Annotated in this window: 15 protein-coding genes; 2 read left to right on the top strand and 13 right to left on the bottom strand. The window is 50.0% G+C overall.

Annotated elements, in window-relative coordinates:
- Window positions 1–4: 4 nt before the first annotated feature.
- The 9 genes from OGV65_RS17985 to allA all read right to left on the bottom strand — a co-directional run bounded on the left by OGV65_RS17985 (window position 5) and on the right by allA (window position 10,683).
- Complete coding sequence (locus OGV65_RS17985; RefSeq protein ID WP_286455296.1) at window positions 5–1,303, bottom strand: uracil/xanthine transporter; 1,299 nt, start codon at window positions 1,301–1,303, stop codon at window positions 5–7.
- 58 nt (window positions 1,304–1,361) lie between these two features.
- Entirely contained in the window at window positions 1,362–2,723 is a 1,362-nt protein-coding gene (gene allB / locus OGV65_RS17980) for an allantoinase AllB (RefSeq protein WP_104652290.1), read from the bottom strand.
- Between the two features lie 72 nt (window positions 2,724–2,795).
- A complete protein-coding gene (locus OGV65_RS17975) occupies window positions 2,796–4,256 on the bottom strand; it encodes an allantoin transporter (RefSeq protein ID WP_181546120.1) in 1,461 nt (486 codons plus the stop codon).
- Window positions 4,257–4,352: 96 nt separating this feature from the next.
- Complete coding sequence (locus tag OGV65_RS17970) at window positions 4,353–5,603, bottom strand: MFS transporter (protein WP_181220721.1); 1,251 nt, start codon at window positions 5,601–5,603, stop codon at window positions 4,353–4,355.
- 68 nt (window positions 5,604–5,671) lie between these two features.
- Entirely contained in the window at window positions 5,672–6,550 is an 879-nt protein-coding gene (glxR, locus tag OGV65_RS17965) for a 2-hydroxy-3-oxopropionate reductase (protein WP_200107505.1), read from the bottom strand.
- Between the two features lie 98 nt (window positions 6,551–6,648).
- Window positions 6,649–7,425 (bottom strand): hydroxypyruvate isomerase, encoded by a 777-nt coding sequence (hyi, locus tag OGV65_RS17960; protein WP_200107504.1) that lies wholly within the window; start codon window positions 7,423–7,425, stop codon window positions 6,649–6,651.
- Window positions 7,426–7,437: 12 nt separating this feature from the next.
- Entirely contained in the window at window positions 7,438–9,219 is a 1,782-nt protein-coding gene (gene gcl, locus OGV65_RS17955; protein WP_181220723.1) for a glyoxylate carboligase, read from the bottom strand.
- An 84-nt stretch (window positions 9,220–9,303) separates the two neighbouring features.
- A complete protein-coding gene (allR, locus tag OGV65_RS17950; RefSeq protein ID WP_181220724.1) occupies window positions 9,304–10,155 on the bottom strand; it encodes an HTH-type transcriptional repressor AllR in 852 nt (283 codons plus the stop codon).
- A gap of 45 nt (window positions 10,156–10,200) precedes the next feature.
- Entirely contained in the window at window positions 10,201–10,683 is a 483-nt protein-coding gene (gene allA, locus OGV65_RS17945) for an ureidoglycolate lyase (RefSeq protein WP_181221920.1), read from the bottom strand.
- 227 nt (window positions 10,684–10,910) lie between these two features.
- Between allA and allS the strand changes: the two genes are divergently transcribed.
- Complete coding sequence (gene allS, locus OGV65_RS17940; RefSeq protein ID WP_104651323.1) at window positions 10,911–11,837, top strand: HTH-type transcriptional activator AllS; 927 nt, start codon at window positions 10,911–10,913, stop codon at window positions 11,835–11,837.
- A 69-nt stretch (window positions 11,838–11,906) separates the two neighbouring features.
- The gene (mnmH, locus tag OGV65_RS17935; protein WP_200107503.1) at window positions 11,907–13,001 is read left to right on the top strand and encodes a tRNA 2-selenouridine(34) synthase MnmH; all 1,095 of its coding nucleotides are present in this window, start codon (window positions 11,907–11,909) and stop codon (window positions 12,999–13,001) included.
- Here the strand turns inward: mnmH and OGV65_RS17930 are convergent, their stop codons facing one another.
- The 4 genes from OGV65_RS17930 to OGV65_RS17915 all read right to left on the bottom strand — a co-directional run bounded on the left by OGV65_RS17930 (window position 13,002) and on the right by OGV65_RS17915 (window position 16,942).
- On the bottom strand, window positions 13,002–13,661 hold the full coding sequence (locus OGV65_RS17930) for a methionine ABC transporter permease (RefSeq protein WP_003831085.1): 660 nt from the start codon (window positions 13,659–13,661) through the stop codon (window positions 13,002–13,004).
- Window positions 13,654–14,670 (bottom strand): virulence-associated ABC transporter ATP-binding protein SfbB, encoded by a 1,017-nt coding sequence (gene sfbB / locus OGV65_RS17925; RefSeq protein WP_046276103.1) that lies wholly within the window; start codon window positions 14,668–14,670, stop codon window positions 13,654–13,656. The genes OGV65_RS17930 and sfbB overlap by 8 nt, the downstream gene beginning before the upstream one ends.
- A 62-nt stretch (window positions 14,671–14,732) precedes the next feature.
- Entirely contained in the window at window positions 14,733–15,563 is an 831-nt protein-coding gene (locus OGV65_RS17920; protein WP_016152116.1) for a MetQ/NlpA family ABC transporter substrate-binding protein, read from the bottom strand.
- Between the two features lie 245 nt (window positions 15,564–15,808).
- On the bottom strand, window positions 15,809–16,942 hold the full coding sequence (locus OGV65_RS17915) for a porin (protein WP_047416825.1): 1,134 nt from the start codon (window positions 16,940–16,942) through the stop codon (window positions 15,809–15,811).
- Window positions 16,943–17,001 lie beyond the last annotated feature (59 nt).

The raw sequence follows: 17,001 nt of genomic DNA, 5'->3' as shown, positions 1-17,001 counted from the left end.
CATGTTATTTAATGCGTTCCCATGGAATGAGATTCTCCATAAGCACCGCCAGTAAAATCCCTACCAGCAAGCCATTGCTCAGTAATGGCCGAATAGCCAACGGAAGATCTTGTAAATAAACCGGAGGCAGTCCCATCAAAAAAATGCCGACAAATAGCGGGAGCGCCAGTCGATAAATATTCCGTGCGGTAAATGTGATTTGCTGGCTAAATACCAAACCGGAATAAAGCAGCGGAAGATAAGAAACCAGCATCACGGCACTGCTGATCGCCAACGGAATGGCGCAAAATAAACGGGTTAGTGGCGTAACCATTGCCACGAATAAACATAATACGCTGCCGCAAATAAATGATTTTCGCGAGCTATCGCCGGTCTGTGTTAACAGGCCGATAGAAGAGACAAAGGGTGAAAATGGAATAACGGCAAAAGGTACTGTCACCAACGTCATAAAACCGGAAATAATAAAACTGCGGCGATAACGCGAGCTGCTGGAGCCTTGTTGTGCATAAAAGACGTCCGTGCCGCGCACCGCGCCATAGGTATTACTGACATTCACCAGACCGGTGATAACTGCCGTCAGAATAATGCCCGGCAACAGTCTGCCGTGACTGCCTAACGGGAACCACTGCCAGCTTAATTCACCGGACGGCAAGGTTATTGATGGAAAACACAATCGCCACAGACCCCATCCCACTATCGCCCCTACCAACAGGGCATAGCGTGAGATCCGCTGTGGTAAAAAGATGATCATCGCAAGGATGAAGCACATCACAGCAACTGCCAGGCTAAAGGGCGCCAGTTGAATTTTGACGCTGGTATCCGCAATGCCAAAGGGCAACCCCAACATGCCTTTAAAAAATATAGTGGTCAACTGCGCGCCAAGCAGCAGCATAAAAAAGACCATCACCGTTGGGGTAAAGAGCCCGGCTAATCGATGCCCCAGGCCACTAAAGCCGATAATCATCGTCAGAACAGCGGAAATCACAATTCCAACAGACAGGCTGGTAGCAATATCATTGAGTGGTGTTCCGCGTGATGCCTCAGCCAGCGTAATCGTCAGTATGGTTCCCCACCACAAACCGGTTGGTCCTTCCATAATGGCGCGGCGATGGCCACAAATAACCTGCGCAAGACAGGCAAGAGACGTCGTTAAAAAAGCGTACTGCGTGAGCATTAGCAGATTGCTCACAGGGAGATGAAAAGCAGAAACCAGCGTTGGCGGGACCACGACCGTATTACAAAAAATAAAGAAAAACCACTGAAAGCCGGATAACAAACTTTCGCGGTTAATAACAGGAAGCATATTCATACCTTAGAATAGAGAATGCCCGCCAATATGACGGGCATTAATTCACATCACATTATTGTTGATGTTTAAGGATAAATTGACCTTTAGGCGATACCGGGAAACCCTGCTCAATGTCATAAATAACATCACCACGCAGAATGGTTTTAGTAATGCGCGCGCCAATCGTACGGCCAACATACGGGCTGACTTTGTGGCGATATTCCAGGTCTTCGTTCTTCAGAACGTATTTGCTGTCCGGTTGAATAAAGACGAAGTCGGCATCTTTACCCGGTGCAATACGTCCTTTCTGCTTCAGACCAAAAATATCGGCGGCATTGGTTGCCATTAATTTTGCGAACAGCGGCAGCGACATGCCGCGTTTTTGCACGGCTTCATCAAACATAACGTCCATGCAGCTCTGCAGTCCGGCAATGCCGCCCCACGCCTGCATGATATTGCCAGCCTTCATTTCCGGCGGGCATGGAGAGTGGTCGGAAACCAGGCAGTCAATCTCGCCGTTAAACAGCTTTTCCCACATACCTTGCTGATTTTTCAGATCACGGATTGGCGGAGAGCATTTCGCGAGGGTGCCAATCTCTTCAAACTGATCGGTATCCAGTACGAAATAATGCGGGCAGGATTCGCAGGTCACATCCTGACCTTCCTGACGGGCACGGGTCACTTCTTCCACGCCTTCCGGGCTGCTGATATGGCAGACATGCAGGCGACAACCGGCGACTTTCGCCAGATACAGCACCCGACGAATCGCTTCCACTTCGGTAAATACCGGACGTGAGGCCACATAATCATGCGCCGTCACACGACCTTCGCGTTTAGCCTCCTCGCCAAGCTCGTCGCAGATGAGCGCGTTTTCGCAATGCACCAGTACCGTCTGGTTCATTTCCGCCAGCTTCTGCGCGCCTTTGAAGAACTGCCAGTCGTTCACGTCGCGAAAATCATTATCGATACCGCGGTCGCCACAGGTGGCAACGAAGCATTTGAAACCGACAACACCGACGTCATCCAGCTCGTGCAGACGATCGAGGTTATATGAAACCAGACCGCCAAGCTGCGCGGCATCAATGGTCAATTTGCCTTTGGCCGCATCAAATTTCAGCTCGATGGTTTCACGATCCACTGTCGCGGGTAGCTGGTTGAGAGGCATTTCGATCATCGTGGTGATACCGCCTTTTGCCGCGGCACGCGTCCCCGTCTCATACCCTTCCCAATGGGTACGACCCGGCTCAGAGATATGGGTATGCGCATCAACCATGCCAGGTGAAACCACCAGACCCGTCGCATCCATGACCTGCTTCGCCTCACCCAGATTCTCGCCAATGGCGGCGATTTTTCCTGCCTGGACGGCAATATCAACAATGCGAGCTTCATTTTCTAAAATAACAGTACCGTTCTTAATAATTAAATCAAAAGACATAACAAACTCCTTGTATGGATACAGATAATTTTTATAAATAACTCACGCTTAAATAAGCGATTACTGACTTCATCACATCTGTCCTGTGGCTTTTTGCGCTCTGGCTGATTCAGCAACTGATTTTTTCTTCAGCAAGGCATAGGCGACAAATGCGACAATAACGCCAACAAACCACGACACTCGCGATAACGGTTCAAGCAGAGGAATAAATTTACCCCCCAGTGAAAGAATGACTGCCACTAACGTTACGGAGAAGGCTGTCAGATTAAATCCGTTTTCATAATATTGGTAATCACCGCTGGCGGTATATAATTCATCAAGATTAATTTTTCCGCGCATCACGACAAAATAATGCGCTAACATAACCCCAATAACAGGGCCAAGCATCCCGCCGATAATATCCAGAAACAGATAAATACTGCTCTGATTTTCCATTAACTTCCACGGACAAATCAGCAAACTAATAATACTGGCGATCAATACACCGTTTTTATACGTTAACTTAGTAGGTGCAATAGCGGCAATCTGATAACCAGCAGGAATAATATTACCGGTAGCGTTCGTAGAGATTGTCGTCATTAAAATAACCAGTACCGCAAAAAACGAGGCAAACAAACTGTCCCAACGCTGCACGATATCCAGCACATTCCACGTATCCATTCCGTAATGAATACTGGCACCGGCGATTATGCACACGCTGGCAATGGCAAATAGCACGTATGCGACAATGAGCCCTAGCGTCTGGCCCAACGCTTGTTCACGAAATGAGTGGGCATTTTGCGTAAAATCGGATGCGCTCACCGCCGGAGCGGCCCATACCGCAACAACCGCGTTGATAACAACCAGAAACAGGAATCCGCTGTTGCCCGCTTTTTGTACGCCGCCAGGAATGTAGTCCAGAATCGGTCCAATTCCTACCAGGGATATCGCCCAGATAGCCATCCCGCCGAATACAATATAAATACAGGGGTTGAGGATTGCGGTAAATTTATTTAATACCTTACCACCACCAAAACCAATACCGACGTTAATGAGCCAAAAAATAAGAAATGTAATCAGCCCCGGCAGAGAAAGCCCTAATAAGGTAAAGTCACCGCCCAGCGTTAAAAACCCTGGCCATATCTTGCCAATCAGAATAAGAAATGCCAGCGATCCGGCATAACATTGCAGACCGAACCACATAATTGCTGCAATCCCCCCTCTCAAGAGTCCCGGGAAGAGCGCTCCGCGTACGCCATACGAGCCACGCAGAATCATTGCAAAAGGTACACCGTATTTACTTCCGGCTGCACCGTTCATTACCATAACTAACGCAATAAACAATGCACTAATAATAATAGCCAGCATGATGCTGAATGTGGAAAGCCCAAGAATAAAGAACCCACCAACCATAACGTAATTAGGTACGTTATGCACAGACCCCATCCATAATGTAAAATAGTTGAATGTTTTCCAGTTTCGTTGCTCGGCTGTTTTTGGTAATAAGTCGTCACTATAACCACGTTGTTGATATAGATCTCTTTGATGTTCCATAAATCCCTCTTGTCACGTATCGGATAACGTTGTAATGGGTTTAGCTATGCGGAACAAAAACAATAGAAAATAAGTTAAATAGTTTTAATTATATTTTTATGCTGAAGCAATGACTGTCGTCGCTTTCTTTTTATATAATGTGACGGCCGCAAAAATAAGCGTTCCGGTAACAACCAGACAGGCGGAGATAACAAAGCTTATTTCTTTAGAGCCCGTCAAATCAGAAATAAATCCGGTTAATGTTGGCGCAATAACAGCTGAGCTCATGCCAAAGAAGTTAAACAGGCTAAATGCTCTGCCCAGCGTTTTTGATGACGCTTGCTCAGAAACAAAGGAGATCAGAATCGGATCCACCGCCATTTTTCCCAATAAACCGTACAGAGTCAGGCTGACCATCAACATGGTAGTATTCGGCGACAACACCGTAAATACCAGCATTGCGGCGGCCATGATTTCCAGACCAAGAATGACTTTGACTTTGCTGTTGCGAAACTTATCGGACAGATGGCTAAAGAATAATGCGCCAGGGACACCCACCACGGCGACTAACGCCGAGGCTACCCCAATCGCACCGCCATCAAATCCTCGTTCAGTCTGCAGATAAGACGGGAGCCAGGTCACGATCAGGTAATAGCCATAGCAGGTACAGAAGTAGAGGAAGTACACGCTACATAACAGACCCGAAAACAGCGGCGGGCTCTTCTCTTCTGATGCCGTTACCGTTTGAATTTTCTGATCTGCAGCAGGTACTTCATTTTTTGCCTTACCACGGATAACCAAAGTGAATATGCACAGCATCACCACCAGAATGGCAGCAACCAGGAACAACACATTTTGCCAGGCCATGCTCATGCTTTTTACCAGCACGCTGGAACCGATTAAACCGATCCCCATCCCAATTGCAGAGCCGCTATTAATAATGGCGTTTGCCAGTGCCCGACGAGCCTGTGGGACATTTGCCGAAGAGAGTGAATACGCTGAACTAAAGAAAGAGGCGCAACCCGCTCCCGCCATTAACGAACCCGCATAGATCATCACCAGTCCAGTGGCTTTTGCAATACTCAGCGTACCAATAATAAACAGCGTAAACCCACACATCAGCATAATTTTCTGGCCAAGCTTATCGACCAGAATTCCGCAGGGAATTTGCATACTGCAATAGGCGAAGAAATAAAAACTGGCGATAGCACCTATTTCAGCATTGCTGACATTACCCAGCGATGCCTGAATTTCAGGATAAATAGGTGTGAGCACGGTGCGATATATCCATATTGCTACCCAACCCAGACTCATTACGACGACGATCTTCTTCCAATATTCAATACCGGATGTTCTCTTTTCACTCATGACATGCACCTTTCCAAAGTGTGTCTGATTAAAATGTATCGCTGCAGTGAGCGCAGCGATACGAATGATCATGATAATTTATGATTTGCCATTAACTCCAACGCCTGAACCATGGCCGAGTGATCCAACTGGCTACCCCCATTCGCGGCACAGGTATTAAATAATTCCTGACAAGTTGCTGTATTAGGCAGATTTAATGACAGAGCCCTTGCGCTTTGTAATGCAAGATTGAGATCTTTTTGATGCAATGCAATTTTGAAACCGGGCTCAAAGGTGCGCTTGATCATACGCTCACCATGTACTTCCAGAATTCGAGAAGAGGCAAATCCCCCCATTAATGCCTGCCGCACGCGAACGGGATCCGCGCCAGCTTTCGAAGCGAAGACTAACGCCTCTGAAACAGCTTCAATATTTAAGGCAACGATAATTTGGTTAGCCACTTTACAGGTTTGACCATCACCATTACCGCCTACCAGCGTGATATTTTTACCCAGAATATCAAACAGCGGTTTGACCCGTGCAAATACATCTGGCTCACCGCCAACCATAATGGACAAGGTACCTTCGCGAGCGCCAATTTCCCCGCCAGAGACGGGCGCATCGAGGTAATCCCCGCCCAACGCATTAACCTGTTTCGCAAAACGTTTGGTTTCGATAGGAGAGATAGAACTCATATCGACAATGGTTTTTCCCTGCAATGCGGTTTTGGCACAACCGTGTTCACCAAAAAGCACTTCTTCCACCTGCGGCGTGTCCGGAACCATTATGAAGATGATGTCTGCAAAATCAGTTACCTGACGCGCAGTTTCAACATTAACTGCCCCCAATGACAGCAATTCGTCCGCAACCGGACCAATGGTCGTGACATGTAATTGATGTCCGGCGCGAGCCAGATTAATCGCCATTGGCGAACCCATAATACCCAGACCAATAAATCCCAGTTTCATTTTAACCTCTTATATCTCTGTCGGTTTTCCCGAATTCAGGCAACACAATCCCCTTCCAGAACGGTGGAAAAATGGCGTTACCTGAAATTCCTTAAAAATTATCGATATTGATTAATCCACGATAATCCCGCTTCGGTGGTGGTCAATGGTTTATATTCGCAACCAATCCAACCGTCATAACCTGATTTATCGATAAACTTAAAAATAAAGTCATAATTAATTTCCCCGGTTCCTGGTTCTCCACGACGAGGGTTATCGGCAATTTGCAAATGACCTATTTTATTTGCCCACGTAGTCATGGTCTGGGTTAATTCCCCTTCCATACGCTGCATATGGTAAATGTCATACTGAATCTTGATATTATTGCAACCGACACTATCGATTAAAGCCAGCGCCTGCTGGGTCCCGGTGAGATGGAATCCAGGAATATCAAAATGGTTGATTGGCTCAATCAGCAATAAAATATCTTCTTTCGCTAACATATTTGCCGCATAGCGCAGGTTTTCCACCAACGTCTGCTGGATCTGTTCGGCAGAAAACCCCGCAGGAGTTTTACCTACCAGGCAATTGATCTTCTTATTGCCGAGCCCCTTCGCATAACGAACAGCCGCCGCGACACCATCGCGAAATTCTTCTTCGCGACCTGGAATACAGGCGATACCGCGTTCACCCGCCGCCCAGTCTCCGGCAGGAAGATTATGCAGCGTATGCTCCAGCTGGTTGACCTGCAGCTTTTCCTTTAATACGTCAATGTCGTAATCGTAGGGAAACATAAACTCTACGCCACGAAATCCCGATTGTGCCGCTTTATCGAAGCGTTCAAGAAAACTGTATTCCAGAAACAGCATGGAAAGATTGGCTGAGAAACGTAACATCTGTCACCCCTTCTATTCGTATTTCATAAAACAGGTTTCGGTTGGTGCATCCATCGCACCGTCCGCAATCTCTTCAAACTCGGTGACATTATCCAGCTCACTGCCCATAGAGATGTTGGTCACGCGCTCAAGGATCACTTCGACCACAACCGGAACGCGGTACTGTGCCATCAGAGCTTTGGCTTGTTCAAATGCCGGAGCAAGATCTTCAGGTTTAAATACGCGGATGGCTTTACAACCTAATCCCTCAGCCACTTTGACGTGATCAACGCCATAGCCGTTTACTTCGCTGGAGTTGATATTTTCGAACGCCAGTTGGACGCAGTAATCCATATCAAAAGCACGCTGCGACTGGCGAATCAGGCCGAGATAGGCGTTGTTGACCAGCACATGGATGTAAGGAATGTTGAACTGTGCGCCCACTGCCAGTTCTTCGATCAGGAACTGGAAGTCAAAATCACCGGAAATCCCAACAACGTTACGCGTTGGGTCAGCCACGCAAACCCCTAATGCCGCGGGCAGCGTCCAGCCAAGAGGGCCTGCCTGACCGCAGTTGATCCAATGACGATCCTTAAATACGTGCAGCATTTGCGCAGCGGCAATTTGCGATAACCCAATGGTAGTGACGTAGCAAACATCACGACCAAAGGCTTTATTCATCTCTTCATAAACACGCTGCGGTTTAACCGGGACATTGTCGAAGTGGGTTTTACGCAGTAGCGTCCGCTTACGCTGCTGACATTCATCAACCCAGGTATTCCGGCAAGGTAAACGACCGGCTTTCTGCATCTCCTGAGCAACGTCGATCAGCAAAGTTAGCGCAGCTTTGGCATCCGAAACGATTCCTAAATCCGGGCACAGGACGCGGCCAATTTGCGTCGGCTCAATATCGATATGAATGATTTTGCGCCCTTCGGTATATTTCGCGACGGAGCCTGTGTGTCTGTTAGCAAAACGGTTACCAATACCGAACACCATATCGGAGGCCAGCAGCGTGGCGTTTCCGTAACGATGCGCCGTTTGTAACCCCACCATTCCGGCCATTAACTCATGATCGTCCGGGATGCATCCCCAGCCCATCAGCGTAGGAATTACCGGTACGTTGGTTAATTCTGCAAAACGTTGCAGCAATTCGCTGGCATCAGCATTAATCACCCCGCCCCCAGCCACGATGACCGGACGCTCAGCCTGAATCAGCATTTCCAATGCTTTCTCAATCTGTTTGCGGCTGGCTGCAGGCTTGTAGACTGGCAGCGGTTCATACATGTCGGGATCGAATTCGATTTCTTCAACCTGAATATCAAAAGGTAAATCGATCAATACCGGACCAGGACGACCAGAGCGCATGACATGGAATGCCTGCTGCAAAACCCGGGGAAGCAGTGCGGCTTCACGCACTGTTACCGCCATTTTGCTGACCGGTTTGGCAATAGATTCAATATCAACAGCCTGAAAATCTTCCTTATGCAGGCGAGCGCGAGGGGCCTGACCGGTGATGCATAAAATTGGAATAGAATCAGCAGAGGCGGAATACAGCGCAGTGATCATATCAGTGCCTGCCGGACCAGAAGTGCCAAGGCAAACGCCAATGTTTCCTGCCGTCGCACGCGTATAGCCTTCCGCCATATGGGAAGCGCCTTCAACATGACGAGCCAGAATGTGACGGATGCCTCCGTGCTTACGCATTGCGGAATAGAACGGGTTAATTGCCGCTCCAGGAACCCCAAATGCGGTGGTGATACCTTCTTTTTCCAGCACATACATTGCCGCGTCAACGGCTCTCATTTTTGCCATTTTCTTTCTACCTCTATTAATTGGAAAAACTTTCCAACTTTGAAAAGATCCAAAAAAGTCCCGCTCCTCTGAGCGGGTTGCGACTTAAGCTACGGGGGTTTTTAAACCCAGCGCCGTACTGATATCTCGTGCAGTATCCCGTACCAGTTCTCCCTGACTGATAAAACGATCTTCCGTCAGTCTGGATGCGGGCCCCGAAATAGAGATGGCAGCAACGACACTGCCTGCATCATCATAGATAGCTGATGCAATGCAATTCAATCCAATAACATGCTCTTCGTGATCGACGATATACCCATTCTCACGCGCCATTTCCAGATTGCGCAGCAGAGTAGGAAAATCCACCAACGTGGTTGGCGTAAATTGCTGCAAACCCGTTTTCACGATGATGTCCATTAACTCTTCTTCCATCAACGGATAAAGCAGCGCTTTTCCCGCGCCGGAAGCATGTAACGGCATACGACTGCCTAAAGGTGCGCACATTCTGACCATCGATTTGCACTCCTTCTGACCAATCAACACCGCTTCGGTGCCATTGCGAATTGCGACATTAACCGTTTCGCCTGACAGCAGCATTAATCGGTGCATAAACGGTCCGGCTACCGACAGGACGTCGCGATTATGAATATACGCAGAGCCCACATTGAATACGCCTAAACCGATGTGCCACCAGCCTAACTGGCTGTCCTGATAGACAAAATCAGCACCCTGTAAAACCTTCAACAGGCGAAAAGTCGTGGAGAGCGGTAAATCCAGACTGCCGGAAATATCGCTAACTGACGAACTGCCTCCACTTCTTTCGAGATACTGCAAAATCGCAATGCCTCTCTCAAGCGCCTGAGCGCCTTTCTGCGCAACCGGCTCCGCCTGTCCAGGCCTGCCGCGCCGTCTTACTTCCGTCTCCACTACGTTTACTCCGGCCCAAAATATGAGCATAAACAATGAACAATATGCGCATATTAAGCAAGAAGGCCGATAGCGTCACGCAAAACAGAGCTCATGTGCCGGGATACTTTCAACATCGCAATTATCGCTACCACCACGATCGACGGTCAGAAAATTGGTCACGGTTTGCCAGGCAAACAGCGGGTGATGCCAGACATTTCGGTGGTAATTCACACCCTGTTGGCCATTGGTGATAAAGGCTTTTAAAGTGGAAAGGTCAGGTTTGTCCTCGCCGAGCGCGACAATCACCACAAACGCTTCGCCATTCATAGGCATAAATGCCTGAGTGCCTAGCGGGTGGCGCTCCAGCTCATGCACAACAATCGGCATCGCCGCTGGTTGCGCGCGGTTGATACTGATGAGCGTGCGATCCTGCTTAAGTATCTCCACATTGGCCAGGTCGTGATAACGTTCAACGAGCCCATCATTGATATGAAAAAAATCACGTTTATGAGTTTCTATCACATCGCCATAGGCGCTGAACGCGTGCTGATTTAACGGTAGTACCTCTAGTTTCATCATCATTTCCTTGTAACTGAATTCTGCTGAACCGCAGTCAGAACACTTAGCGGCTTCAATACCATGCAATCTAAAACCTTCGTGATTTAACATCAACACAAAAATTGGAAAAATTTTCCAAAACTAGATTTAGACCACAATTTAAACAAGGTCATTATGCAAAAATACTTATAAATCAGAGAACAAGAAATCAGGCTTGCAGAAGATCATTTAGGGAGTAGCTGAAAATGTTTGACCCGGAAACACTACGTACCTTTATCGGCGTCGCCGAAACGGGAAGTTTCTCCCGGGCAGCGGATCGCTTGTGTAAAACCACGGCCACCATCAGTTACCGCATTAAGCTTCTGGAAGAAAATACCGGCGTCGCGCTGTTTTTTCGCACCACCCGAAGCGTGACGTTAACCGCCGCAGGTTCTCACCTTCTTTCCCAGGCAAAAGACTGGCTCGCCTGGCTGGACAGCATGCCCAGCGAATTACAGCAAGTGAATGACGGCGTAGAGCGCCAGGTGAATATTGTGGTCAACAACCTGCTGTACAGCCCTGAAGCCGTCGCTCGCCTGTTATCCTGGCTTAACGCCCGCTACCCCTTTACTCAGTTTCACTTTTCCCGGCAAATTTATATGGGCGTATGGGATTCACTCTTGTACGAAGGATTCTCGCTGGCTATCGGCGTAACCGGCACGGAACCGATGGCAAACACCTTTACCCTCGATCCTTTGGGTTCTGTTCAGTGGCGATTTGTCATGTCAGCGGATCATCCACTAGCAGACGTCAGCGGCTCATTGACAGAAGCGCAGTTGCGCCGCTTTCCGGCAATTAACATTGAGGACAGCGCGCGGACCCTGACCAAACGGGTCGCATGGCGTCTTCCCGGACAAAAGGAGATCATCGTACCGGACATGGAAACCAAGATTGCGGCGCATCTTGCGGGCGTGGGTATTGGATTCGTTCCTCAGCCGCTCTGCCAACCGTTACTGGATAGCGGCCAACTGGTCAGCAGTATCATCCCGACCATGCGTCCCCCTTCCCCCTTAAGCCTCGCGTGGCATAAGTTTGGCGCGGGTAAGGCCGTAGAAGATATTGTGGCGCTGTTTACCCAGCGAAAACCGGAAATCGCCGGATTTTTAGCAATTTTCAACAATGCACGCGATTGAAAATCAAGTCATCCTCTCATTTGGCGCGTAAAATAGTACACAGGATGATTTGAGGTTTCGTTTTTTACTATGCAAGACACACAAACAGCACAGGACTATCGCGCAATTTTGCTCGCTGGTACGCCTATAATCGATGTACGCGCCCCCGTCGAATTTCTGCAAGGCGCAATGCCGGGCGCAATCAACCTTCCCCTAATGAACGATGACGAACGTGCCGCCGTGGGTACCTGTTATAAACGTCAGGGACCCGAGGCAGCCCTCACGCTCGGCCATCAATTGGTCTGCGGCGAGACTCGCCAACAACGTATGAAGGCCTGGCTGGATGCCTGTCGTCAAAATCCTGCGGGTTATTTATGCTGCGCGCGCGGCGGTCAGCGTTCGCACATTGTGCAGCAGTGGCTGCACGAGTCCGGGATTGACTACCCGCTGATACACGGCGGCTACAAAGCCCTGCGTCAGGCGGCGATTCAGCTGACGGAAGAATTAGTGCAAAAGCCGATCGTCTTAATTGGCGGCTGTACCGGGAACGGTAAAACGCAGCTGGTGCAACAGCAGCCGAACGGCGTGGATCTCGAAGGTCTGGCGCACCATCGCGGTTCCTCGTTTGGTCGCACCGTTGAACCGCAGTTGAGTCAGGCGAGTTTTGAAAACCTGCTGGCGGTCGAAATGCTCAGAACCGACAGCCGTCAGGATCTGCGTCTGTGGGTACTGGAAGATGAAGGCCGCATGATCGGGGCTAATCATCTACCCGAATGCCTGCGCGAACGCATGACCCAGGCATCTATTGCAGTGGTGGACGATCCTTTTGAGCGTCGTCTGGAGCGACTGCGCGAAGAGTATTTCGTGCGGATGCACCACGATTTTACCCATGCTTATGGCGAGAGTCAGGGCTGGCAGGAGTATAGCGAGTATCTGCACCACGGCCTGTTTGCTATTCGCCGCCGTCTGGGTTTACAACGTTTTGCCGAGCTGACCGCCCTGCTCGACGTGGCTCTGCGCGAACAGCAAGCGACGGGCAGTACCGACGCCCATATGGGCTGGCTGGTACCGTTGCTCAACGAGTATTACGACCCGATGTATCGTTATCAACTGGAAAAGAAAGCCGCGAAAGTCGTCTTTCGCGGCACATGGCAGGACGTTGCCGGATGGCTTAACGCACAGTGATCAGTGTCTGTCGCGCTTATCCGCGCGTTTCGCCAGCCAGTCGCCCAGCACCTGAACGACCTGTACCAGAATAATCAGCGCCACCACGGTGACGATCATGACCTGGGTTTCGTAGCGGTAATAACCAAAGCGAATCGCCAGGTCGCCTACCCCACCGCCGCCAACGATTCCGGCCATCGCGGAGTAACCGATCAGACTCACCAGCGTTATCGTCAACCCACGCAGCAGACCCGCGCTCGCTTCAGGTAACAGAACGGTGCAGATGATGCGCATCGGGCTGGCGCCAAAGGCTTCCGCCGCTTCAATAATGCCTTTATCGACTTCGCGCAGTGCGCTGTCGACCAGACGAGCATAAAAAGCGATTGCCGCCACCGAGAGCGGGACCGACGCCGCAATCGGCCCAATGGTATTTCCGAGTAAAAACTGGGTGAGCGGCAGCAGCAGCACCAGCAGGATCACAAACGGCACCGAACGGATGATATTCACCAGCACGGAGCTGAGTAGATACACAAAACGGTTTTGCCAGAATAAATGCCGGTCGGTGACGAAAATAAGAAAACCGAGCGGCAGACCGCCAATAATCGCCAGCACCGTAGAGATGCTCAGCATCTGAAAGGTTTCATTAAACGCCAGCGTCAAATCAGGCAATAAATCATCCACGAATCACCTCCACCTGTGCCGTGCGTTGACGAATATGCTCCACGGCGACATCCACCGCAGAAGGGTTATGCGGCGCGGTCAGTTGCACCACCAGAATTCCCAGCGCACGCTCGCCGATATATTCAATTTTGCCGTGCAGAATGTTCACCGCCACACCAAATTTAACCGCGACTTCTGACAACACCGGCTGTTCCGCCGAATCGCCGATGAACAGAATTTTCAGCAACTGGCCAGGCAAATGCTGGCGCAAGCGTTCGGGTAGCGTCAGATTGAGGGTATGCGACACCAGTTGCTGCGTGAAAGCGTGCTGCGGGTGAGCAAAAACGTCAAACACTTCACCGGACTCCACCACCTTGCCGCCGGACATCACCGCCACACGATCGCAAATCGATTTGATCACGTTCATCTCGTGAGTGATCAGCACGATCGTGATCCCCAGCTGTTGGTTGATCTGCTTAAGCAATGCCAGAATAGTTGCCGACGTTTCCAGATCCAGCGCAGAGGTCGGTTCATCACACAGCAGCACATCGGGGTGATTGGCAATCGCACGGGCAATACCAACGCGCTGCTTTTGCCCCCCGCTGAGCTGCACAGGAAAGCGGTTCGCCTTGTCAGACAGCCCCACCAGCGTCAGGATTTCGCTGACGCGTGGGCCAATTTTACTGCGCTCCCATCCGGCAGCCTTCAGGCTGAAAGCGACGTTTTGCGCCACGGTACGGGTATGCATCAGATTAAAATGCTGAAAAATCATCCCAATACGCTGACGGGCTTTACGTAGTTGCGCCCCTTCCAGCGCGGAAATTTCTACGCCGTTAACCTTTACGCTTCCCAGGCTTGGTCGCGTTAAGGCGTTCAGGGTGCGCAGCAGCGTACTTTTCCCCGCGCCGCTGGTCCCGACAATGCCAAATATCTCACCTGCGCCTATGCGCAAGCTGACGTCATCAACCGCCCGGGTTGATGGTCCACGGCCTGCGCTAAAATCCACGCAAACCTTTTCTATCTCAATCATAGCCACCTCAGAAATGCGAAAAGGGCAGTCGCCGCTGCCCCTGTTAACCTTGTGCGCAGCGATTATTGGGCTGCCGACATCCATTCCGGTTTCTGGAAGGCGCTGTAGATATTTTGCGGATCGTCGATCACCGCGCGATACGCCGGAGATTTCACCGCCGCCACAATATCTTTCGCGAACGGTTTATCCGCATCTTCACTGCGTACCGCTATGATATTTTTCAGATTTTCGTCCAGATGCTCTTGCTTGATGGCACTGGCGAGATCCAGTTTTGCCGCCACAGCAAAGTTACCGTTGACCAGCGCGCCGGTCACACCGTCCAGGGTACGCGGCAGTTGTGCCGCTTCCAGCGGCTTAAACACCAGCCCTTTCGGGTTACTGGCGATATCGCGCTCAGAGGCTTTAGTCGGATCGATAGTGTCTTTGATGGTAATAAGGCCAATAGACTGCAGGAAACGCAGACCGCGAGCCAGGTTGGTTGGATCATTGGAAAGCGTGATCACATCCCCTTTTTTTAACTCATCCAGGCTTTTGATTTTATGTGAGTAAAAACCCATCCCGGCCGTTGGGACCACAATCAGCTTGCTCAGCTTCAGTCCTTTATCAGCGGTGAATTTGTCAAAGTAGAGCGAGTGCTGGAACAAGTTGGCATCAATACTGCCGTTGGAAAGCGCCATGTTCGGCTGCACGTAGTCGCTGAATTCGCGCACCACTACCTTATAGCCTTTCTCTTTCAGCGTAGGGGCAATGGCCTGTTTCACCATATCTCCGTACGGACCAGGTGCGACGCCAAACACGATGGTATGCGGGTCACTGTTCGCATGAGCAAGTTGTAATCCACAGGCCAGTAACAGCGCTCCGGTCGCGACGCGTAAACTCTGACGCAATCCCATAATTTCTCCATTTTAACGTTGTGGTGTCATGTCTCACGCCGTTCTTGCGGCGTTGTTCTTGTTGGCCTGTTAACAGGCTGATTGTTAACATGACACAGATCACAACCTGCTGTCCTTGAAATTATTTCATGATGTTGCGGGATATGTCGTTGAATGTACGCTGAAGGTACTAATGTGTTTTTCAGCAAAGGATAGTAAAAAACCGGATAACCTTCTGGTTACCCGGTTTTGGCAGGGAAATTGACTTAGAAGTCGTAACGCAGACGAACCAGGTTCATATCACCCAGATCGTCGGTGCTGGAGGTGAAGACGTGTTCGTAATCCACACGGAAACCGTAGTCCAGCTGGAAGCTGATACCCACACCATTGTCGGTACGCAGGTAGTTACGACCATTCACGTATTCAATACGGTCGCCCATAACGTAGGGTTGAACGGATTTCAGCGCATACTGACCAACCGGGAAGGTATAACCCGCGAAATATTCCAGACCCCAGGCATCACCGGCAAAGTAATCGTTAACAGAGACTTTTTTGGTGGTCATGAAGTTTTGATACCAACCGCCGCCCATCGAGAAGGTCCAATTGTCCGGTTTCCAGCTCAGCGCGGTACCGACGATGTTTTGATCGTAGGTTTTGCTGGTGTCGCCACGCATTTCCGCGCGGGTGTAGTTCCACGCTGTACCCCAGGTCAGGTCATCGGTGATGTGATAATCCACACCCAGCGAGCCACCGCCTTTACGCTTGTAGCGCAGACCGTTGTTCGGGTTGTAATCATCGCTGAACAGATAAGATGCGTAGAGATCAACATCGCCAACCGTTTTCTTATACTTCAGTGATTTACGCGTACGATAGGAACCGTCATAGTCGCCATTGATACCGTTACCTGGTGCCTGACCGATCATGTCGTAGTCCCAGATATCCGTTTTCGCACCAACCACATCATAGTAAATGCTGTTCTGTTGACCGAAGGTCAGCGTACCCCAGGTCGCGCTCTTCAGACCGGTGTACAACATACGACGCGTGGTATCGTTGGCGCCGTTAGCATAGTGATTATCCCAGTTGAACATTGCCGGGAAGTTAACGCCCAGCTCGTAATAACTCACCCAGCTGATGTCATCAAACAGATAGTAATCAGCGGCGAAGCGGAAACGCGTCCCGCCGTCGAAACCATTACGTTTGTAGCCATTCTTACCATCATCACCGGCCATATTCTGGAACTGCGGACGAATACTCCCGCCAACGGTGAAGTTAAGACGGCTCAGCGGGTTGCCCGCCTGTGGATCTTGTTTCAGGACCGTGATTTCCGCCTGGGAGGCGAACGTCGTTAATGCCACTGCTGCGCCGATCGATACCGCCAGCGCCGTTTTTTTTATAGTCATTATTTGTACCTTGATAGATAGCCTGCCAATTATTCAGCATACAAATATTAACGTTTATT

This window comes from Citrobacter sp. Cb004 (assembly GCF_030337065.1).
GTDB lineage: Bacteria > Pseudomonadota > Gammaproteobacteria > Enterobacterales > Enterobacteriaceae > Citrobacter > Citrobacter braakii.
Note: the sequence above shows the minus strand (reverse complement) of the source record. Positions and strands in the feature narration are given on the sequence as shown.

Bases quoted from the DNA above. Each gene is read 5' to 3' on its own strand.
- OGV65_RS17985 (WP_286455296.1), bottom strand. From the start codon at position 1,303: ATGCTTCCTGTTATTAACCGCGAAAGTTTGTTATCCGGCTTTCAGTGG.
- allB (WP_104652290.1), bottom strand. From the start codon at position 2,723: ATGTCTTTTGATTTAATTATTAAGAACGGTACTGTTATTTTAGAAAAT.
- OGV65_RS17975 (WP_181546120.1), bottom strand. From the start codon at position 4,256: ATGGAACATCAAAGAGATCTATATCAACAACGTGGTTATAGTGACGAC.
- OGV65_RS17970 (WP_181220721.1), bottom strand. From the start codon at position 5,603: ATGAGTGAAAAGAGAACATCCGGTATTGAATATTGGAAGAAGATCGTC.
- glxR (WP_200107505.1), bottom strand. From the start codon at position 6,550: ATGAAACTGGGATTTATTGGTCTGGGTATTATGGGTTCGCCAATGGCG.
- hyi (WP_200107504.1), bottom strand. From the start codon at position 7,425: ATGTTACGTTTCTCAGCCAATCTTTCCATGCTGTTTCTGGAATACAGT.
- gcl (WP_181220723.1), bottom strand. From the start codon at position 9,219: ATGGCAAAAATGAGAGCCGTTGACGCGGCAATGTATGTGCTGGAAAAA.
- allR (WP_181220724.1), bottom strand. From the start codon at position 10,155: ATGCTCATATTTTGGGCCGGAGTAAACGTAGTGGAGACGGAAGTAAGA.
- allA (WP_181221920.1), bottom strand. From the start codon at position 10,683: ATGAAACTAGAGGTACTACCGTTAAATCAGCACGCGTTCAGCGCCTAT.
- allS (WP_104651323.1), top strand. From the start codon at position 10,911: ATGTTTGACCCGGAAACACTACGTACCTTTATCGGCGTCGCCGAAACG.
- mnmH (WP_200107503.1), top strand. From the start codon at position 11,907: ATGCAAGACACACAAACAGCACAGGACTATCGCGCAATTTTGCTCGCT.
- sfbB (WP_046276103.1), bottom strand. From the start codon at position 14,670: ATGATTGAGATAGAAAAGGTTTGCGTGGATTTTAGCGCAGGCCGTGGA.
- OGV65_RS17920 (WP_016152116.1), bottom strand. From the start codon at position 15,563: ATGGGATTGCGTCAGAGTTTACGCGTCGCGACCGGAGCGCTGTTACTG.
- OGV65_RS17915 (WP_047416825.1), bottom strand. From the start codon at position 16,942: ATGACTATAAAAAAAACGGCGCTGGCGGTATCGATCGGCGCAGCAGTG.